At 47.1% G+C, this 20,982-nt stretch carries 18 protein-coding genes; 10 read left to right on the top strand and 8 right to left on the bottom strand.

Going from position 1 to position 20,982, the window contains the following annotated elements; genetic code table 11:
- Positions 1-163: 163 nt before the first annotated feature.
- The 7 genes from KVT36_RS30215 to KVT36_RS30185 all read left to right on the top strand — a co-directional run bounded on the left by KVT36_RS30215 (position 164) and on the right by KVT36_RS30185 (position 10,191).
- On the top strand, positions 164-850 hold the full coding sequence (locus KVT36_RS30215; RefSeq protein WP_217607155.1) for a response regulator transcription factor: 687 nt from the start codon (positions 164-166) through the stop codon (positions 848-850).
- A complete protein-coding gene (locus KVT36_RS30210) occupies positions 850-2,214 on the top strand; it encodes a cell wall metabolism sensor histidine kinase WalK (protein WP_217607154.1) in 1,365 nt (454 codons plus the stop codon). The genes KVT36_RS30215 and KVT36_RS30210 overlap by 1 nt, the downstream gene beginning before the upstream one ends.
- A gap of 111 nt (positions 2,215-2,325) precedes the next feature.
- Positions 2,326-3,597: a TolC family protein gene (locus KVT36_RS30205; protein WP_217607153.1), complete on the top strand. Its 1,272-nt coding sequence runs from the start codon at positions 2,326-2,328 to the stop codon at positions 3,595-3,597.
- 123 nt (positions 3,598-3,720) lie between these two features.
- Positions 3,721-4,824: an efflux RND transporter periplasmic adaptor subunit gene (locus KVT36_RS30200; RefSeq protein ID WP_217607152.1), complete on the top strand. Its 1,104-nt coding sequence runs from the start codon at positions 3,721-3,723 to the stop codon at positions 4,822-4,824.
- A gap of 70 nt (positions 4,825-4,894) precedes the next feature.
- Entirely contained in the window at positions 4,895-7,993 is a 3,099-nt protein-coding gene (locus KVT36_RS30195; protein WP_217607151.1) for an efflux RND transporter permease subunit, read from the top strand.
- 441 nt (positions 7,994-8,434) lie between these two features.
- On the top strand, positions 8,435-9,478 hold the full coding sequence (locus KVT36_RS30190) for a sensor histidine kinase (protein WP_217607150.1): 1,044 nt from the start codon (positions 8,435-8,437) through the stop codon (positions 9,476-9,478).
- Positions 9,475-10,191: a LytTR family DNA-binding domain-containing protein gene (locus KVT36_RS30185; protein WP_254640265.1), complete on the top strand. Its 717-nt coding sequence runs from the start codon at positions 9,475-9,477 to the stop codon at positions 10,189-10,191. The genes KVT36_RS30190 and KVT36_RS30185 overlap by 4 nt, the downstream gene beginning before the upstream one ends.
- A gap of 81 nt (positions 10,192-10,272) precedes the next feature.
- On the opposite strand, the gene KVT36_RS30180 is transcribed toward KVT36_RS30185, so the two are convergent.
- The 7 genes from KVT36_RS30180 to KVT36_RS30150 form a co-directional block, all read right to left on the bottom strand.
- The gene (locus KVT36_RS30180) at positions 10,273-11,316 is read right to left on the bottom strand and encodes a rhodanese-related sulfurtransferase (protein WP_217607149.1); all 1,044 of its coding nucleotides are present in this window, start codon (positions 11,314-11,316) and stop codon (positions 10,273-10,275) included.
- Between the two features lie 212 nt (positions 11,317-11,528).
- The gene (locus tag KVT36_RS30175) at positions 11,529-11,804 is read right to left on the bottom strand and encodes a hypothetical protein (RefSeq protein WP_217607148.1); all 276 of its coding nucleotides are present in this window, start codon (positions 11,802-11,804) and stop codon (positions 11,529-11,531) included.
- 447 nt (positions 11,805-12,251) lie between these two features.
- On the bottom strand, positions 12,252-14,771 hold the full coding sequence (locus tag KVT36_RS30170; protein ID WP_217607147.1) for a DUF5686 and carboxypeptidase regulatory-like domain-containing protein: 2,520 nt from the start codon (positions 14,769-14,771) through the stop codon (positions 12,252-12,254).
- 19 nt (positions 14,772-14,790) lie between these two features.
- A complete protein-coding gene (locus KVT36_RS30165) occupies positions 14,791-15,159 on the bottom strand; it encodes a hypothetical protein (RefSeq protein WP_217607146.1) in 369 nt (122 codons plus the stop codon).
- Between the two features lie 28 nt (positions 15,160-15,187).
- On the bottom strand, positions 15,188-15,799 hold the full coding sequence (locus KVT36_RS30160; RefSeq protein WP_217607145.1) for a hypothetical protein: 612 nt from the start codon (positions 15,797-15,799) through the stop codon (positions 15,188-15,190).
- A gap of 92 nt (positions 15,800-15,891) precedes the next feature.
- A complete protein-coding gene (locus KVT36_RS30155) occupies positions 15,892-17,082 on the bottom strand; it encodes a PLP-dependent aspartate aminotransferase family protein (protein ID WP_217607144.1) in 1,191 nt (396 codons plus the stop codon).
- A gap of 73 nt (positions 17,083-17,155) precedes the next feature.
- Positions 17,156-17,578 (bottom strand): OsmC family protein, encoded by a 423-nt coding sequence (locus KVT36_RS30150; protein WP_089911763.1) that lies wholly within the window; start codon positions 17,576-17,578, stop codon positions 17,156-17,158.
- Positions 17,579-17,826: 248 nt separating this feature from the next.
- On the opposite strand from KVT36_RS30150, the gene metX reads away from it, so the two are divergent.
- The 3 genes from metX (at position 17,827) to KVT36_RS30135 (ending at position 20,082) form a co-directional block, all read left to right on the top strand.
- The gene (gene metX / locus KVT36_RS30145) at positions 17,827-18,846 is read left to right on the top strand and encodes a homoserine O-acetyltransferase (protein WP_254640264.1); all 1,020 of its coding nucleotides are present in this window, start codon (positions 17,827-17,829) and stop codon (positions 18,844-18,846) included.
- A 399-nt stretch (positions 18,847-19,245) separates the two neighbouring features.
- Positions 19,246-19,833 (top strand): hypothetical protein, encoded by a 588-nt coding sequence (locus tag KVT36_RS30140; protein WP_217607143.1) that lies wholly within the window; start codon positions 19,246-19,248, stop codon positions 19,831-19,833.
- 21 nt (positions 19,834-19,854) lie between these two features.
- Positions 19,855-20,082: a hypothetical protein gene (locus KVT36_RS30135; protein ID WP_217607142.1), complete on the top strand. Its 228-nt coding sequence runs from the start codon at positions 19,855-19,857 to the stop codon at positions 20,080-20,082.
- Between the two features lie 176 nt (positions 20,083-20,258).
- Here the strand turns inward: KVT36_RS30135 and KVT36_RS30130 are convergent, their stop codons facing one another.
- Positions 20,259-20,849, bottom strand: coding sequence for a hypothetical protein (locus KVT36_RS30130; protein WP_217607141.1), 591 nt, complete (start codon positions 20,847-20,849; stop codon positions 20,259-20,261).
- Positions 20,850-20,982 lie beyond the last annotated feature (133 nt).

The following is a 20,982-nucleotide window of genomic DNA, read 5'->3' as shown; positions in this document are numbered from 1 at the left end:
AATGAATAATTAATAATCGTGGGAAAAACATAGCGATAAATGGATGATACTACGTTATAAATTTTTGATACTGAATATTTGTATTTGTGAATATTAAGGCCTTTCATGTTGCCTGGGATAATGGTGGCTATGATTATTAATTCTTAATTATTCATTATTAATTATGCAAAAGATCCTGGTTGTAGAAGATGAAGTTAAGGTAGCCAATGCCGTTAAAAAAGGCCTGGAGGAGAATGGTTTTGATGTAGATGTAGCCTATGACGGCCGTATGGGCAAAAGCCTGGCATCCAGCAACAGCTACGACCTGGTGATACTGGACCTGAACCTGCCCCATAGCAATGGTTATGAAGTATGTGAGGTGATCCGCCATAAGAACAACCGCGTACCCATTATTATGCTTACGGCGCTGGGCGGCATGGACGATAAAATGCAGGCCTTTGAGCTGGGCGCTGATGATTACCTGGTAAAACCCTTTGACTTCCGGGAGCTGCTGGCCCGTATCCGCGTATTCCTGAAACGCGCGGGCTCTGATGTACAGCAAAGCACTTTATATAAGATCGTTATCGGCGACCTGGAAATAGACCGCGAAAAGAAAGAAGTAACCCGCAGCGGTAAAAAGATCTCCCTTACTGCCAAAGAATACCAGCTGCTGGAATTCCTGGCCCTGCACAAAGGCAAAGTGATCTCCAAACTCACCATCGCGGAAAAAGTGTGGGATATTGACTTTGATACCGGCACGAATGTAATAGAAGTGTACATGAACTTCCTGCGTAAAAAGATAGACAAGGATTTTGAGAATAAGCTGCTGCATACCAAGACGGGAATGGGATATTATCTGGCGGAGGAGTAATGAAGATCAAATACAAAATAGCGCTCTATTATACCTTATCGGCCACGGTGCTGCTGATATCCTTTGCCAGCCTTGCGTATTATTTCTCTGCACAATCGCGCAAGGCGGAGTACCTGGAACGCCTGGAATACCGCGCCCGCTCTATTGCCAACGTAATTATTGAAGATGATAAAGTAAAAGTGGACCTGCTGCGCAAGCTGGATAAAACCACTTTCCAGGACCTTTACCAGGAAACCATTCTGGTATACAGCCCCAACTACGACCTCTTATACTCCAACCTGAAAGATACCACCATCCGCACCCTGCGCAGCCGCCTGGATTATATTAAACGCAACGGCACCTACAATTACGAAAAAGCCAGTGATGAGGTGGTAGGCGTATATTACACAGAAGGTAACATCTCTGTGATCGTGATCGTATCCTCCCTGGATAAATACGGTTTCCAGAACCTGCAGAACCTGAAACGCATCCTGCTTATTGAGCTGGCCGTGGCAGCCGTGCTGCTGATCGTGATCGGGTATTTCTTTTCGCGCAAAATGGTGCAGCCCATTGACAGGCTGGTACAGCAGATGGATACTATTAATGCCAACAACCTGCAGGATACCAAGGTAGTGGTGCGGGGACGGGATGAGATTGCGCAGCTGGGCAGCAACTTTAACACCATGCTGCAGCGCCTGAGCACTTCCTTTGACCTGCAAAAGAGCTTTGTAAGCAATGCTTCCCACGAGCTGCGTACGCCGCTGGCCTCTATTATCAGCCAGCTGCAGGTAACCTTGTCTAAAGAAAGGAATAAGGAAGATTATGCCAGTGTGCTCACCTCTGTGCTGGAGGATGCGGAAAACCTCTCCGACCTTACCAATGGCCTGTTACAGATGGCACAATCGGAGCTGAATGAACAACGTTTTTCCTTTTACGAAGTGCGGATAGATGAGCTGCTGCTGGAAATGGGCAACCTTATTAAGCTCAAGCATAATGGCAAGGTAGATATACAGTTTGAAAACCTGCCGGAGCTGGATACACAGCTTACCTGCAACGGCAACGAAATACTATTGAAGATCCTGTTCCTGAACCTGGTGGATAATGCCTGTAAGTTCTCAACGGATAATACCGCCTACGTGATCATTGATTTCCAAACCCACTACATACAGATCCAGATCCGGGACAATGGCATGGGCATACCTGCCGCTGAATTGAATAAAGTATTTGAACCTTTTTACCGTGGTCAAAATGCCCTGCAAACCCGCGGCCATGGCCTGGGATTATCTATCTGCAAAAAGATAGTACAGCTGCATAAAGGACATATTTCTGTAAGTTCCGCACTAAATAAAGGAACTACATTTTCGGTGTTGCTGCCGCATATATAAGCGGTCCATGGACCAGAACTTAAACCAATTTTAAGTTCTTTTTAATCCCCCTTAAAGGCCCCTTTAATTCCCCTTTTAGAGCTTTGTACTCGAAATTGAGATGGAACTTATATGCAAAAGAAGCTCGGGATTATAACAATAGCTTTGTTCATCATCGCACTTAAAAGCTCGGCGCAGAGTATACAGCCCATTACTTTACAGGAAGCAGAAGATACTTTCCTTAACCGGAACTACCAGTTGCTGGCGCAACGTTACCGGGTTGATGCCGATAAGGCGCAGATCCAGCAGGCGCGTTTATGGAGCAATCCTTCCTTTAGCGCCACCTGGGGATTTGGTACTACTAATAAGATACAGCCCTTTTACGGCGGCAATGGCGGGGAAACAGCCTACAGCGTAGATCAGCTGATCACCCTTGCGGGTAAACGCAACAAACAGGTACAGCTGGCCTCCCTGAATGCCGCTACCACACAGGCTGAGTTCTTTGAACTGATGCGAACTTTACGCCTGCAGCTGAGAGGTAATTATTATCAGCTCTACTTCCTGCAGGAAACAGAAAAGATCTTACAGGAACAACTTTCCAACTTACAGAAAATAGTGGATGCCTATACAGAAGCCGATCAGAAAGGAAGCGTGGCCCATGCCGATGTAATACGGCTGCGGGCCTTACAGGTAGGCCTCACAAATGATTATACGGATCTTAAACAACAGGAGCTCAGCTCCCAGCTAAACCTACAACAGTTACTGGGTAACAATCAACAGTATGCACCACAGGTGGATACGGACGGCCTCGCGTACTATAACCTGCAGGGTTATACGCTGCCAGCCCTTATAGACACCGCAATGCTTAACCGGCCTGACCTGCGGGTTGCTCAACAGCAACTGCAGCAGGCGCAGGTGAACTACAGCCTGCAAAAAGCGCTGGCAGTACCGGACCTGCATGTAGGCGCTACCTACGATAAGAACGGTAGCTATGCACCCAACTTTGTAGGGCTTACCCTGGGTGTAGACCTCCCCTTCTGGAACCGCAACCAGGGCAACATACGCTCCGCCGGCAACCAGGTAAAGGTACAGGAGCAAACACTGGCCCAGGGCAATAACATCATCAGCACTGAAGTACAACAGGCCGTACAAAAGATAAACCTGATGGACAAACAATACCAGCTGCTGGACTTTAAACGCTTTGGACTGGAATATAATAAGCTGATCTCTGAAGTAGCGCAGAACTTCCGCAAGGGTAACATTTCCCTGTTGCAGTTCATTGATTATTTCAACAGCTACAGCGATAACGTGAAGAATACCAATAAGCTCATCCTGGACCGTATTACGGCCTACGAGGAGCTGAATTATGCAACAGGTACGGAGTTATTTAATAAGACGAAATAAGAAGAACAGTGAGATGTAAGATGTAGGAAGCAAGATGTAGAACGCAGGAATACCAGATGGGCAATAGACGGCAGGCATCCTGCTTCCTACCTCCTGCTTCGGGGATCATTAATCAATTGATAAATGAAGAAGAACAAGATGAACCGCATTTTAAGCCTGGCCCTGCTATTACTGGGCGCTGCCTGGTGGAGTGGCTGCAAACATATCCAGGCAGAGGATACTGAAAAAGAAACATTTGTGCTTAGCGATACCATGATGCAAAGCATTCATATAGATACAGCAGGCATAAAACCTGTGCAGAGTGAGCTGCGTTTGTCCGGCAAGGTATCTCCGGATGTGGGTAAGGTGCTGAAAGTATATCCCCTGGTGAGCGGTTTTGTAAAAGATATTAAAGTACAGCTGGGTGATTTTGTGCAGAAAGGACAGATCCTGGCCGTGATACAGAGTGGTGAGATCGCTGATTATGAAAAGCAGATGGCAGAAGCAAAATCTGACCTGGCAGTAGCGGAAAAAGGGCTGAAAGTAGCGCAGGACCTGTATAGCAGCCAGCTAAGCACAGAAAAAGATGTGGTGAATGCACAGGGCGAGCTGGATAAGGCACGCGCAGAAATAAACCGCCTGAACGACCTGTTCAAAATTTACCGCCGCGGCTCCGGCTCTACCTACCTGGTAACCGCTCCTATCTCCGGTTATGTGATAGAAAAGAATATCAATAATAACATGGAGATCCGGACGGATAATAACCAGAACATCTTCACCGTATCTGAGCTGAATGATGTATGGGTAATGGCCAATGTATTTGAAACAGACATTGCCCGTGTGAAAGAAGGTTATGAAGCAGACATTGTAACCATCAGCTACCCGGATACCGTGTTCCATGGCAAGGTAGATAAGATCTACAACTTCCTGGACCCGGCCACCAAAACCATGCAGATCCGTATTAAGCTGAATAATAAGGATATGCAGTTGAAGCCGGAAATGTTTGCCACGGTTACCCTGCATTACAACGAGGGGGATAATATGATAGCCGTGCCTACATCCTCCTTAATATTTGACCGCAGCAAGAATTATGTGCTGGTGTTTAAAGATAAATACAACATCCAGGTACGTGAGGTAGAACCTTATAAAACAGCCGGCGGGCTGGCATATTTAAGCAAGGGGCTAAACCCGGGCGAGCAGGTGATCTCCCGGAACCAATTGCTGATCTATAATGCGCTGAACGACTGAGACGCGGCAAGCCGTCATTGCGGGAGGAGGCCTCGCAATGACATAGCCGATAGCTTAAAGAACCAATAGCATGAACAAATTCATCAGGAACATCGTAGGTTTTTCGCTCAAGAATAAGCTGTTCGTTTTTATAGCAACGTTAACGCTGGTAGTATCAGGCATTGTGGCCTTTGTGCACACACCGATAGAAGCGTTCCCGGATGTAACCAATACACAGATCATCATTGTTACCAAATGGAACGGCCGCAGTGCACAGGAAGTAGAGCGTTTTGTAACACTGCCGGTAGAAGTGGCCATGAATGCGGTGCAGAAGAAAACAAGCGTACGTTCGGTGACCATGTTCGGCCTGTCTGTTGTAAAGATCATTTTTGACGATGATGTGGAAGATTTCTTTGCACGGCAACAGGTGAATAATATGCTGCAAAGCGTATCCCTGCCGGAAGGCGCTGACCCGGAGATACAGCCTCCCTACGGCCCTACAGGTGAAATATTCCGCTATTACCTGAGAAGTGACCACCGCAATTCACGCGACCTGCTCACTTACCAGAACTGGATCATAGACCGGCAGCTGCGCAGCGTGCCTGGTGTGGCGGATATTGTGGCCTTTGGCGGGCAGGATAAGATCTATGAGATCACAGCCGACCCGGTTCGTTTAGCCAAGTACGATATTACCCCGCTGGAACTATACCAGGCGGTTACGAAAAGTAATATCAACGTAGGCGGCGATGTGATAGAGAAGAACGGGCAGGCCTATGTGGTAAGAGGTATTGGCCTGCTGAACAGCATACCCGATATAGAGAACATTATATTAGACAATATTAACGGAACACCACTGCTGGTAAAGAATGTGGCCACAGTGCGCGAATCGTCCCTGCCACGTGTAGGACAGGTAGGATTGGATAAGCAGGACGACCTGGTGGAAGGGATTGTGGTAATGCGCAAAGGAGAGAATCCCACAGAGGTATTGGCCCGGCTGAAGGACAAAATCAAGGAGTTGAACGAGACTATCTTGCCCAGTGACATCAAGATGGCTACCTTTTACGACCGGGATAACCTCATGGAGTTTTGTACGCATACCGTGATGCATAACCTTGTGGAAGGGATCCTGTTCGTAACGGTGATCGTGTTTGTTTTCATGGCGGATTGGCGTACAACCGTTACCGTGTCCATCATTATTCCGCTGGCGCTGCTGTTTGCCTTCCTGTGTTTGCGCCTGAAGGGCATGACGGCCAACCTGATCTCCATGGGCGCCATTGACTTTGGTATTATCATAGATGGTGCGGTGGTGATGGTGGAAGGCATTTTTGTGATGCTGGACCATAAGGCGAAACATTATGGCATGGAGCGCTTTAACAAGCTGGCCAAAATGGGCTGGATCAAACAAACCGGCGGGGAGCTGGCCAAAGCCATCTTTTTCTCCAAACTCATTATCATCATTTCCCTGATACCCATCTTCTCTTTCCAGGAAGTGGAAGGAAAAATGTTCTCGCCGCTGGCGTGGACACTGGGATTTGCCTTACTGGGCGCGTTATTATTCACGCTTACCCTGGTACCGGTGCTCAGCTCCATTTTGCTGAATAAGAATGTGAAGGAAAGGCACAACCCGGTGGTGATCTTCTTTGACAGGATAGTGATGAAAGGTTTTAAATGGACCTATGGCCATAAACGCCTTAGCCTGGTGCTGGCCTTTAGCTTTATGCTGGTGACCTTTTTCTCTGCCCGATGGATGGGTACGGAATTTCTGCCACAGCTGAACGAAGGCTCTTTATGGGTTACTACGGAGCTGCCCATGAGTATGTCGCTCACGGAAAGTGTAAGAATGGCGCACGCCATCCGCCAGGACCTGGGTGGCTTCCCGGAAGTAAAACGGGTATTATCACAGGTAGGCCGCTCCAACGATGGTACGGATCCCAACGGATTTTACTTTGTACAGTACCAGGTAGACCTGGCTGATAAAAAGGAATGGAAACGCAGGATCACGCAGGATGAGCTGATCGGGCAGATGGAAAAACGGCTGAAGAAATACCCCGGTATTATCCTCAACTTCTCCCAGCCCATTAGTGATAACGTATCTGAAGCCGTGGCCGGTTTTAAAGCCGCCAATGGTGTAAAGATCTATGGCGATGATCTGGAAAAGCTGGAAAGCCTTTCTGAGCAGGTGACAGCGCAGCTGAAAAATGTACAGGGCATCCGCGATCTGGGTGTGATCCGAAACATTGGCCAGCCTGAAATGAGCATTAACCTGAACGATAACAAGATGGCGCTGTATGGCGTAAATACTGCCGATGCGCAGGCTGTGATAGAAATGGCGATAGGCGGGAAAACCGCCACACAGCTCTATGAAGGGGAAAAGAAATTCGACATCCGCATACGGTATGATGCCAACTACCGCACTACGGAAGAAGAGCTGCAGAACCTGATGGTGCCTACGCAGAGCGGCAATAAAGTACCGCTGAAAGAGATTGCTGCCATTACTACTATCACCGGACCGGCCTTTATATACCGGGATGGTAACAAGCGGTTCATTGGTATCAAGTTCTCTGTACGCGACCGTGACCTGGGCAGCACCATTGCAGATGCACAGAATAAGGTGAATGCGGCCGTAAAGCTGCCAAAGGGCTACAGTGTGGGCTGGACGGGCGAGTTTGAGAACCAGGTACGCGCCACTAACCGTTTGGCGCAGGTGGTGCCGGTAAGTATAGTTGCCATTTTTGTAGTACTGTTCATTATGCTGGGGAGTGTGAAAGATGCAGGCCTGATATTGCTGAACGTACCGTTTGCCCTGATAGGCGGCATACTGGCTATTCATGTTACGGGTATCAACTTCGGGATCTCTGCGGGGGTGGGTTTCATAGCGCTGTTCGGGATCTGTATACAGAATGGGGTGATCTTGATATCGGTGTTCCATAAGAACCTGCTGGCGGGCATGCCGCTGAATGAGGCTATCCGTACGGGAGTTGAATCGCGGGTACGCCCGGTGGTAATGACGGCCATGATGGCGGCTATTGGTTTAATACCGGCAGCCATCTCCCATGGCGTAGGCTCTGAAACACAGAAACCGCTGGCCATTATTGTAATTGGTGGTTTGATCACTGCTACGGTACTGACCCTGCTGGTATTCCCCATCATATTCTATGGGGCATATAAGAGCAAAAGAGATGTTTTATAAAAGTTATGTTGGCAAGCTGCCGGCGATTAGTGAGGGGAAGCGAAAGCGGACCCTGTTAAAAATGCACAAGGGAATCTACCGATTGCCGGCGGCTTGTTACTTAAAATATTGACTGGTTTTAGTTCGCATATAGGTTGATAGAATGGACATGCAAATGCAGCTCTCGAAGAGATGGATCTTCCTGAACTGGTTTCATGCTCAATTACTCCGCCCGGCCTTAGAAGAAACAACGCTGGGCGGATTCTTTTTAATTACGAATTAGGAATGGCTTAGAGCGGTTCTTAATTCGTAATTTTATTTACAGAAGGTCTGTTGTCAAGGAATTGCTGCCGGATGTGTAAATATGGGCGCTGTTGAGCTTTTAAGAGGTAAATTGCTTCAGGTAAGCAGTAATTAATGCGAACAGACTGCTAATGTGATAAACCTAATTCGTAATTCGTATTGACAATCCGTAATTCCATACTCTTCTCCCGTTATAAACTTCACCACATACTCTGGTGGCTGGGCTTCTTTGCGGTATGGGTACTGCTGCGGATAGATGATTACCCGGCGTTGCCGGCTACTATCCGGGCGGGCGTGCTAAAGGTTACTACGCTGGCCGGCGCCGTATACTTTACCAATTATGTGCTTATACCCCGCTTATTGTATAAACAGCGGTATGCCGCTTTCCTGGCAGCTTTTACAGCCTTAATAGGCGTTACCGGCTGGCTGGTGATACAGCTGCTGAACCTTGTGTTACAACCCTACGCCGCGCTAATTACCCAATGGCCTAATGCCACCTGGAACCGGCAGCTGTATGATGTATATATTCCCCTGTTCTTTATGGTGGGCGCTATTGTGGGCGTGCAATTCTATATAGACCGGCTGAAAACGCAACACCGTCTGCAAAGCGCGCTGCGGGCCAGTGCAGAGCAGGAGCTGCAGTACCTGAAAGCGCAGATCAACCCTCATGCATTATTCAACTCCCTGAATGCAGTGTATTTCCTGATAGATAAAGAGAACAAAGCTGCGCGGGATATGCTGATGCAGTTTGCAGACCTGCTGCGGTACCAGCTGTACGACTGTAATACGGATGCCATTCCCATTGAAAAGGAAGCCAAATATGTTGCAAACTATATAGCCATACAGCAAATGCGGCATAATGATAACTGCGAGGTTTCTTTTTACTGCGACCCTGCCATGCAGCATTTTAGCATTGCACCGTTGCTGCTGATCCCTTTTGTGGAGAATGCCTTTAAACATGTATCGGCTCATGTGCAGGCGCCCAATAAGGTGGCTATCCGCTTACAGCGGCAAAATGGCTGCCTGCAGCTGCAAACCTATAATACACGGGAGGTATTGCCGTCTGAAAGCGGCGCCCGTAAAGGTATTGGCCTGGCTAATGTAAAACGGCGGCTGGAATTATTGTACCCGGAAAAACATACCTTACAGATACAGGAAACCGATCAGTCCTTTGAGGTAACCTTAAACATCCGCATTACATGAAGCTGCATTGCATGATAGTAGATGATGAACCCATGGCCCGTAAAGGCCTGCAGGAATACTGTGCGGAAGTTGATTTCCTGGACCCGGTAACTGTATGCGACAGCCCGGTAAAAGCCATTACCCTGCTGCAAACGCAAGCGGTACAATTACTTTTCCTGGATATACAAATGCCCCGCATTAACGGGCTGGATCTGCTGCGTTCATTACCGCAGCCACCGCTGGTAATATTTACCACTGCTTTTCCGGAATATGCCTTGCAGGGCTTTGAGCTGAATGTAATTGATTACCTGCTAAAGCCGGTAGCCTTTGAACGTTTTATGAAAGCTGTGTCAAAAGCACGATCGTACTATGAGCTGCTGCAACGCCCTGCTACGGCGGAAGAGGCTCCCTCCTACTTCTTTATTAAATGTGATAATGGTCTAGAGCGTATATGCTTTAACGATATACTGTATGCAGAAGCCTTACAGAACTACGTGGTGCTGCATACCGTGCAGCGCAGGTATGTTACCTATCTTACATTTAAAGCGGTGGAAGATTATTTACCTGAACAACAGTTCCTGCGGGTGCACAAATCCTACATTGTGGCGCTGTCAAAAATAGAGCGGATCATTGGGAATGATATCATGATAGGGACGCAGAATATCCCTGTGAGCCGGCATTTGAAGGATGGGGTGATGGAGAGGATATTGAAGGATAAGTATCTTAAAAGGTAATGCTTAACGCTGAATGCTAAACGCTGATTACGTTGCGATGTGTTAAGCGTTTAGCGTTCGGCATTAAGCATTCAGCATTTATTAGTAGCGGTCACGGTCGCCGGGGCGGGGACGCAGGCGCTCCCTGGATTTGTTGAAGATCATTTGCCCTTTATCAATGCCTTTGCGCATTTCCTGCTGTGCATCGGCGGGCAGCTGTACAATTGAATAACATTCTTCACTGCAGCAGCCATCATAGTGTGCGGCGCATCTGTCGCACTGAATGAACAGCAGATGGCAGCCGTCATTTTTACAGTTGGTATGTGTGTCACAGGGACGCCCGCACTGGTGGCAGTGGCTAATCACGTCCTCTGTGATCCGCTCCCCCAGGCGTTCATCGAATACAAAGTTTTTGCCTTTGAATTTATTGGTAATACCCTGTTCGCGTACCTTGTTAGCGTATTCAATGATACCGCCTTCAAGATGGTATACATTTTTAAAACCATTATGCAGTAAGTAGGCCGATGCTTTTTCGCAGCGGATACCACCGGTACAGTACATGACAATAGGCTGGTCTTTTTTGTCTTTCAGCATATCTACTGCCATGGGCAGCTGTTCGCGGAGGGTATCGGAAGGAACTTCTATGGCCCCGTCAAAATGCCCTCCTCCATATTCGTAGTGGTTGGGCATGTCTAGGAGGATGGTATCCGGGTTAGTGGTTAGCTCGTTAAACGCCGCTGCATCCAGGTACTGGCCTTTATTGTCCATGTCAAAGGCAGGATCGGTTATGCCGTCTGCCACAATCTTGGGCCGCACTTTTATGCGCAGCACCCAGAAGGATTTGCCATCATCATCCACTGCAATATTTAACCGTATGCCATTGAGGAAAGGAATAGAATACAGGTAGTTACGGAGCGCTTCAAAATTATGCTCCGGCACATTGATCTGGGCATTGATGCCTTCATGTGCTACATAAATACGTCCAAATACCTGGATTTCTGAAAGGGCCTGGTAGATCTCATCTCTGAAGGCCTGTGGATCAACGATCTTTGCGTACTGGTAAAAGGAGATAGTTGTTCTTTTGAACGTTTCTGCTGCCAAACGCTGTTTCAGCTCGTCTGCAGACACCCTGTTGTGTAATGCCATAAATAAACTCTCGAAATTTTAAGGACCAACGCCGGTGGAACAAAATTTCATTTTAATTTAAGTGGAAAGCCGGTGCTTTTCGGGCAACAAAGATACGATTTTTAATTACGAATTAGTTAATTACGAATTACGAATGTGCTTGAAGCGAGTAAACCGGAAAGGAATACGAAGAGCATATGATGCGCTAATTATCAATTAAGTCAATTACCCCTTCATCGCCAGGTTTGCAACAAGGAAAGCAACAGGTAAGCGGCAGAGCTGATCATACATAAGTATCCTGCAAAACCAAGGGTCAGAGAGTCCTGGATGTAAGCCCATTCATAGCTTTTTGCTAAAGAAGCGATGAGTGCCAGTAACATACCTACAATAAACATTATTAATGCAATCTTTTTCCTGCGGAGCTGTTTAAATTTCTTGTTCCTGGAAACGGGATTGTGGCTGCGGCGATACACAGCTTGGGGAATAAATGAAATAAAATTCTGTTTCATAAGGGGCGTATTTCGGGTTAATGCTGAGGAGCTTATGATGTTTCACAATGACAGCTCAAAATTAACACATTGGTGTTAGCAAAACAAGTCCACACTCCGGCTTTTTTTGGGGTAATTTTTCCCACGGTGACCTGACAGTTATGCAGTGTTATCTCCCTAACGCCCCTTCTATTAAGTATTTGATAATGACCAGCTTGATAAAACACCCCTTGCTTTGGCATTCTTTTTGAATTATTGGTTCTTAACAAGCAAAACTGGTGTAACCCAAAAATGTTAATTTTTATGAGTACAATTCTTCTTTCGATCTTTTACTTCATTATAGCTTTTTTAGCTTATCGCGTACTTGCGTTCTTTTATGATGACAGCAAAGAAGTGAGCAAAAGGAAAATGAGTAAAAACTAAAAAAGCAGAAAAAGCAAAGGGTATCATACTCTTTGCTTTTTTTCTTTACCTGCGTCTGAATAAGGCGCCGCCCAATAATCCTCCGAAGCCGGCCCGCACCCCGATGCGTGTAGCATCTTTACTCTGGTAACCGGCTATCACATCCACCCTTATCAGCTTAAAGATATTCTCCAACCCCGCAAATACTTCCACATAATTATTATCACTGTTAATGTAAAATGCGTTGGTACCTGCTACCAGGTTCCATTTTAAACGGTTCAGCAAGGGGATCTTGTTGGTGAGCAGGCCGTTGAAATGATGTTCCAGGTTTAGTGTGGTATAAAAAGAGGCTATGTTGCTGTATTTATAATAGGGCGCCAGCTGAAAGCTATTGAGGTAGCGGATGTTGTAGAATGTTTGGTTACCGTTAAAGTGCTGGTAGTCCGGTATGCCGGCCTCCTTACTATTCAGGAAACCGCCGGCCGCCAGGCGGTAACGCAGCTCGCCAAACAGCTTAAAGTTCATATTGTCCGATACCTGGGCATTCCATTTATCATAATCCACATCACTGCCTGCCCAGCCATGAATGCCTTTTGTATAACCTACCTCAAACCGTGGGTATTTAGCACCAATGGCCACCTTACGGTCGGGCAGCTCAATGTAGCGCTGACCGGGCTGGAAACTGAAATTCAGGTTCATGATCAGCGCCTGGTGGCGTATAAAAGGCACATCCGCCAGCTCGTAGGGATGATTGGGCAGGAAGGCTTTACTGCTGTTTTTAAATACTACAAAGTCCGTGGTATTTTCCAGTGGAATACGATCCTCATACAAAAATCCTACATCTACAGCGGCGTTACTTTCAAAGTTGCGGCGGAAAGAGAAGCTGCCGAACCAGTTCTCATACAGCTTCATGTAATTCTCTTTCAGTAATAAAGTATATACTTCGTTGGTAAGCGGGTCAATGGGCTCCTGTTTGTTGAACTGGGATACGCGTTTACCGCCGGCGGCCTTCCAGGTGTTACTGCCATAACGGTGGTTAAGGCGCGATTCCTGGTTCCAGGTAATTTCCGTATAGGCGTTCAGGTGGGTATTGCTGAAACCATACCGTAGGAAGGGCGCTATCTTTAAGTCCTGGTCCTTTGGTAGGTCCAGGGTAAGACTGGGCTCTACGCTCAGCACCAGCCCTTCTACCGTGTTATATTCCAGCTGCGTAAGCAATGGGCGCATGGCCAGCTGGTGGTAAGGCAAAGCGCTGTCACGCCGGAAATAATAGCTATGTTTTACACCGCCCCAGAAGAACTGCTGCAGCTTAACAGGCGGCTGGTGCTTACGCAGGGAATCCAGGTGATGGGATGATACTGCACTGTCGCGCCGCGCCTGTGCGGCGCTGTCCTTTTCATGAAAATCCCTTACTTCCTCCTTTTCCAGTGGTACGGGGCGAATGCTGTCCCAGTAAGCGATCTTCTTATCGTTAAAAGCGGTATCGTATTTCATCAGCACATTGTTGAAATACTTAGGCGGAAAGTTGGGATGAATATCGTAGTTGGAGTACACGTTCACAAAGTTGCCGATCATATCAAACCCGAACTGTTTCAGGGAAATGGTGATGAGCTGATCCTTCATGCGCCATACGGCGGAATCTACAGGTACATGCGTTTGCCGGATCTGCAGCGTATCCATCAGCTCCAGCTGGTAATCGCGGGTTAGTAACAGGTTTGCACTGTGAATGCGCCAGTTATCATCTGTAATAAAAATATACCCGGAAAACAGCGGTTCAAATTTACGTTTAGGGATCACCTGGATCTTGTTCACTGTATAACCATCTTCGGTGAACACGCCTTCCAGGTGATATTTATAATAGGCTAGCGCATTATCTGCAATAGGTGAAATATACCCGCGGGGACTGAACTGTGTAATAACTGCCGACACATTATTATCATAGAAATTGATATAGGCCGGGAAGCTGAAACCAAAACCGCCACCGCTTTGGCGGGAGGATAATACCTGCAGCTTTACCTTATCCGGCCGCTTAACCGATAACTTCGTGAGTGATTCTGAAAGGAACACAATACCCCTGCCGGTAGAGTCTACGCCAATGTCCTGCTTATCTACCTTTTGCCCGAAGAACCTTTCCGGTACATTCCGCAGCTTGAACATTCCTTTGATATAGGTATTACAGGTGAACTCCTGTACCTGCTGCTGATAGAAGGGTCTTTTTTTGATGGCCTGCCGGATAATGGCGTAGGCCGGATCTTCGCCGTTGCCTTTTACGATCACTTCGCGAATTTGCATACTTACAGGCTGCAGCTGAAAATCCAGCTGCAGGGTACCTGACAGCGTTACAGACTTCTCTGTTTTACGGTAACCTATATACTGACATACCACGGTATAAGCGCCATCCGGCAGCTCCAGGTGGTATTGGCCATCGGCATTGGTGGTAGTGCCCTGGGTAGTACCTTTTATAAACAATGTGGCAAAAGGCAGGGCCTCTCCCCTTTCATTGGTGATACGGCCACGGATAATGCCTGCCTGGCAATAGCAGGTAACACATAACAATATGGCAAAGGCGAGTAATGAACGAAGCATTTAGACGGAATATGGTTAGTTATTTGGCTACAGCTACCGGCGGGCGCAAAGCTTTACGCAGCAGGCTGCCGGTTAAACCGCCCAAACCGCCTACCAGGCCGCCGATGAAGGAGCTTACCACACCTATTAATATAGGGCTGCGCATTTGCAGGAAGATCAAGCTTACCCTGTTAGCCAGGATATGATCATTACGTACATCGCGGTAGAAAGCAAGGGCCAGCCATAAGAGGAATATGGAGATGAAGCCATAAACAAACCCTTTGCCTGCAGACATAGGCATGATCAGGGCTACCAGGAAAGGGGCCAGTGCTATGGACCACCAGTCCAGGAATAAACCGCCCGCATAACTCAGGGCAACAATGAGGATTAGAGAGGCCAGGAATTTCATGACCGGAAATTACGGAAAGAAATATAAACTATAAAACATATGGGAATTGTTTGCGGATATGCTTGTACAATGAACGGTCTAATTGCAGGGTATTTACATCTATGAGCTGCTGTAGCAGCACGTCATCTGAAAAATGCCACAATTCCAGGTTTTCAGGGCCATCAAATATCTTCAGTTCCAGCACACGTTTAGAACTGCGGTCAGCTGTTAATTTTGACTGGCCTTTGCCTACTACATCTGATTCAAGCCTCGCACGACCTGATACCTTGGTATGCTGCAGGATGCCGGTTACAACCGCATCCACCTTCAGCCATTTACAGATCATTGTTTTATCCTGCCAGTATGCTTCCCGCGGATCAATGCGCGCCCTGCGCAGCAAAGAATCGGTAATGCGGTAATCCTGTATGGTTACGGCCAGCAGGGCACTGTCTTGCTGTAAACTATTAAACAAGCCTGTTTGTAACAAAATGCCCTGTTGATTTTCATATTCCCTTACCTGCTGAAATGCAGAGTCATTGCCGGGTGAAGCCGGCGTTCCGATGATCCGGAAAGGAAGAATGGCAATGGTATGATGATTGTATTGTTGTGCCTGAGCAAAGAGGGATAACAATAGCAGTATAGTGCAACAACAGTATTTCATATAGTATAAGCCGGTGCGGCGACCTTTATAGCGGTAGTTCGGGTATGGGATGTGCTGCACCTTTGAAGTGCAGCACGTTTGTGTAATATGTCTTAGATGCGGGACGCTTCCAGCGCCTGTTCAATATCTTCCAGAATATCCTTTATGTTTTCCAGTCCGACAGAAATTCGTATAAACCCGGGCGTTATACCTACGTTTATGCGTTCATCTTCTGTAAGCTTGGCATGTGTAGTGCTGGCCGGGTGAGAGGCAATACTACGGCTGTCGCCCAGGTTGGCGGTGAGCGTAAGCATTTTCAGCGCATCCAGGAAACGTTTGCCCTGTTCCAGTCCGCCTTTCAGCTCAAAACAAACAATTCCACCACCGCCGGTCATTTGCTTTATGGCAATGGCATACTGCGGATGGCTTTCCAGGAAAGGATAACGTACCCAGTTCAGCTGCGTATTTTTCTCTAATGCTTTGGCCAATGCAAGCGCGCTGGCGCAGTGGCGTTCCATACGTACGTGCAGGGTTTCCAGGCTTTTGCTGAGCACCCAGGCATTAAACGGTGACATGGAAGGCCCGGTGCTGCGGCAGAAGGCGTAGATCTCTTTTATGAGCTCCTTTTTGCCTACTACAGCTCCGCCCAATACACGGCCCTGCCCATCCATCCACTTGGTAGCGGAATGTGTAACCAGGTGTGCGCCGGCCAGGATAGGCTTTTGCAGTACCGGTGTGGCAAAGCAGTTATCTACATTCAGGATGATGTTGTGTTTATTGGCAATATCTGCCAGGAATTGCATATCAATCACATCCAGCCCCGGGTTAGTGGGAGTTTCCACAAAGATCATCTTTGTGTTGGGCTTGATGAGCGCTTCCACTGTTTCCGGGCGGGTTACATCAAAGTAATCATATGAAATGCCCCATTTAGGCAGAAATTTGGTAACAACCGTGTGGGTAGATCCGAAGATAGCGCGGGCAGACAGCAAATGATCGCCCGCCTTCATGAGGGCCATAAAACTGGCGAAAATGGCGCTCATACCGGAGGCCGTGGCGTAACCGGCTTCTGCCTGTTCCAGCGCACACACCTTTTGCACGAACTCGTCTACGTTAGGATTGCTGAAACGGCTGTAAATGTTGAAGTCCGTTTCATCGGCAAAGGTGGCCCGCATTTCTTCCACATTATCGTAGCAGAAGCTGGAGGTCAGGAACATGGGAGTGGAATGTTCCATTTGCCAGGTTCTTTCCGTTTGTATGCGGATGGCTTCTGTATCGGGCTGGTATTTGGGCTTGTTCTCGTTCATTTGATTTTTTTTAGCTGAAAGGGGAAAGCAGAAAGCCGAAAGCATTGGTGCGGATGAGCATGCACTCATAGCTTTATGCTTGATTTACTCTTGTTTCCCAGGTAAGATTGGTGCCGGAGCGGCGCAGGGTTTCTGCTACAGAACAATATTTGTTCATGGAAAGCTCTACGGCGCGGGCGGCTTTATCAGGATCCACCTTTCCATCCAGGTAGAATACGATCTTAGCGGTTTCCCAGATGCTGGGCTCTTTACCTTTTTCGCGTTCAGCTTCAATCTCGATCCGGAAATCCGTGATCTCCTGGCGTTGTTTCTTCAGGATCATTACCACATCAATGGCGGAGCAGCCGCCCAGGCCCATAATAAGCATCTGCATGGGGCGTACGCCGTTATTGTTGCCGCCATTCTCTACGGATGAATCCATCAGCACACTATGCCCGTTCTCGTCCGTAGCTTCCATATTGAATCCGTCGTCTATCCTTTTTAGTGAGATCTTCATGCGTTCTTGAATTTGGGTGCAAAATTACTTTAAAATGCTTAAAGCTGAAAGCAGAAAGCAAAAAGGGATTGGCGGGGATGAGGAGGCAGAGGGCGCGCAATGTGGAAAGCTGAGGGGCATTGACGTGATAGAGTGTGGGAAAAGGGGGTTTTGATGGTTTTAGATTGATCAGAAAAGGCAGATAAGCTTTCGGCTTTATGCTTTGTGCTTTCGGCTTTGTTACGTAGTTTCGCGCAAATTTTTAGGGGTTGTCCGCGAATGTATTACATATAAAGGAAGCGTTTACACTGGAATCGGGAGCCGTACTTCCCGAATTACGCATCGCCTATCATACCTATGGTACGCTGAACGCGGATGGCAGCAACGCCGTATGGGTATGCCATGCGCTGACAGCCAACTCCGACGTAGTTAACTGGTGGGCAGGCCTGATCGGCGATAATTGCGTAATTGACCCGGCCAAACACTTTATTGTGTGCGCCAATATCCTGGGCTCCTGCTACGGCAGCTCAGGCCCCCTGACACATAACGAGGCAACAGGGCACCCCTATTTCCAGACCTTTCCTACAGTTACCATCCGGGATATGGTACAGGCACACATCCTGCTGCGCAAACACCTGGGTATTGACAAGATACACCTGCTGATCGGCGGCTCTATGGGCGGGTACCAGGTGCTGGAATGGGCGCTGGCCGAACCGGCTGCCATTGAAAAGCTGTTCCTGTTATGTACCGGGGCATCGGAAAGCGCCTGGGGCATTGCCATTCATACCGCCCAGCGCCTGGCCATTGAAGCGGATTGCTCCTGGCAGGATGCCAACCCCCAAGCCGGCGCCCGTGGACTGAAAGCTGCCCGCGCCATTGGCATGCTTACCTACCGTAATTACCAGACCTTCGTACGCACCCAATCTGACCCTGATAAAGATAAAACCGACGGTTTCCGGGCTGCTTCCTATATCAACTACCAGGGCGATAAGCTGGTGAACCGCTTCAACGCCCAAACCTACTGGCTGCTTACCAAAGCCATGGACAGCCATAATATAGCCCGCGGCCGTGCCGCTGATATGGCTACCCTGTTAGGACAACTCTCCCATCCTACCCTGCTGATGGGCATCACCAGTGATATATTGTGCCCACCGGAAGAGCAGCTGTTCCTGGAAAAACATATGCCGAATGCGACGTATCATGAGATTGATTCTTCTTACGGGCATGATGGATTTCTGATTGAGTTTGAGCAGATTGGCGGGATATTGAAAGCGTGGATGCGCTTTTAACCTGAACAGTATGCGCTTTTACCCAGGAGTGTGTGCGCTTTTAATACGGGTTGCTCATGAGATTCACTAGAGATTTACTGCTGTTGTTAGCCTGAAGGACATGGGATTTACATGACGCTTTCATGAATAGTCTATCCCTGTTTTCTTTTACTTTCTTGTCATTTACCTTTTTTCTTTACCTGTTGCCATTGGTTTGCTTTGCGCTGTTTGTGCTGTCTGCAAGCAATGCGGGAGAGGTAGTTTGGGTGGAATATGTCAGGCCTAATATTGATCCCGGAGATTCGTATAGTTAAAACGCCTTTCTGTATTGAGCAATTATGGATCCGCCTGTTCTATTTGGATGATATTGTGAGGGTTGTTATATTCGTCATTCATTATTAACCGAAAAAATCTATTGAAATGCCAAAACAAAGAGGACCGGATTATTATATCGGGACATGCGGTGATGCCTGTTTTTACAAGATGGACGGGCAGTATTATGTTCGCAGGAAAAGTACCCTGAACGGGAAGCGTGTAAAGCGTGATAAGGCTTTTGCGCTTACACGGGTGTATGCGGATCTATTAGGGCAGGCATCGCGGCTGGCTGCAGCGGTGTACCGGTGTTTGCCGCGGGAAGAACGAAAGCATGCGCAGTACCGGGCAATGACCGGGGAAGCGTTGAGGATGCTGAAAGAGGGTGTGGCAGCGGATGTTATTAGTGCGCGGCTGGAAGCGGCATATATTATGAAACCTGAGCGAGTGGCTATACATGTTAAGGAGCCGGCTGGGAAGATGAATCGTGAGAAGATCTGTGTAGTTTCGCCACCAGCAAAGGTTTTGAAAGCCGATCGTTCCAAAACAGCAGTGGCCCGGCTAAAAGGGAAACGCCTTTTCATGCGGTTGCCTAAACAGGTGGATATTTATATGATGCCGGACGGGCGCATGGAGATCAGGCTCACGAAAAAGGCGTATGTGAAGCGGGATAAAGCGGTAGTATTTATGGAATAATATCCCTTATTTACGTTACCTATGAAGTATATTGTTGTTACCGCACTTCTTTTTGCAAGGCTGTCTTTTGTACTTGCCCAAACGTCAGCTACTGACGCCTCTGCCAAAACTGAAAGAGTAAAAGTTATTAAGCTGGCTGCTGATGGGAAGCCGGACCTGGCGCCGTTTCCTATAGGCGTTACCGGTATCCGGATCATTCCCTTATGTGGTGATACCGCAAGGCTGGGTTATGTGCAGGTGGGCATGTAATACTACCATTTGCCAACCTTTTGGCCTGCTGTAACTTATCTACAAGGATACAGATTAAGCTAAGGATTAATTGGGCAATATTTTAATACTAAAAAAAAGGGCCGTGTTTTTAAAACACAGGCCCATTATGACTCATGACTCAATAATTTATAGTCAATTGAGTAACCAATAGAATATTAAAATAATTCCTTTTTAAACTTTTGGCAAAGCTGATAATGATTTAAGGACCGATTATTCCTAAACCACTCTAAGAAACTTCTCATGTCTATCCGATCAACTATATATTCAATAGAGCCTGGATTATTAGGTATTTTTTTATCACCACCACAGGCACTCATTATATAAGTATATATAAGCACTTTTGCGCCATTTTCATTGCTGAAATTAAATTCCCATTTTTTTACATTCGAGGAGTAAGGATTAGGGGAGTATATCCATTTACATTTTGACGAATCTTTGTAAAAGAGCAGGAGCTGATCGATAATAGTGCTATCTGCTTTAAAGAAGGAAGAAACAGCTGTATAATACCGCAAACTATCCTGCTTGAAATCAATTGATGTCTTCTTATAAAATTTGAGCAGGCTAGTATCGTCTGAATTTGCAAGATTCTTAACATAAGAGTATTCTAAACTATCTAACAAACTTAAAATAGGTTTACGAAGACCAGGATTGGATGTATCTGTGCCTTCATCTTTATAATTACTATTTACATTTGTTTGACAGTTCACAAAAAATACGCATAGCAAACAGCTAAATATGATCCGCATAGCAAATTATTTTATTGGTTTGATTGAATAAGTAGGTGTTTTTATATTCTGTATCGCGAGACTATTACAAAAAGTGTGTCAGTAAAAAGTTGATTAACTTTAAACTGACCATATGGAAAAGCAAAACTTTGAT

This window comes from Chitinophaga sp. GbtcB8 (assembly GCF_019091455.1).
GTDB lineage: Bacteria > Bacteroidota > Bacteroidia > Chitinophagales > Chitinophagaceae > Chitinophaga.
The sequence above is the reverse complement of the archived record's forward strand: the minus strand, read 5'-3'. Positions and strand labels throughout refer to the sequence as shown.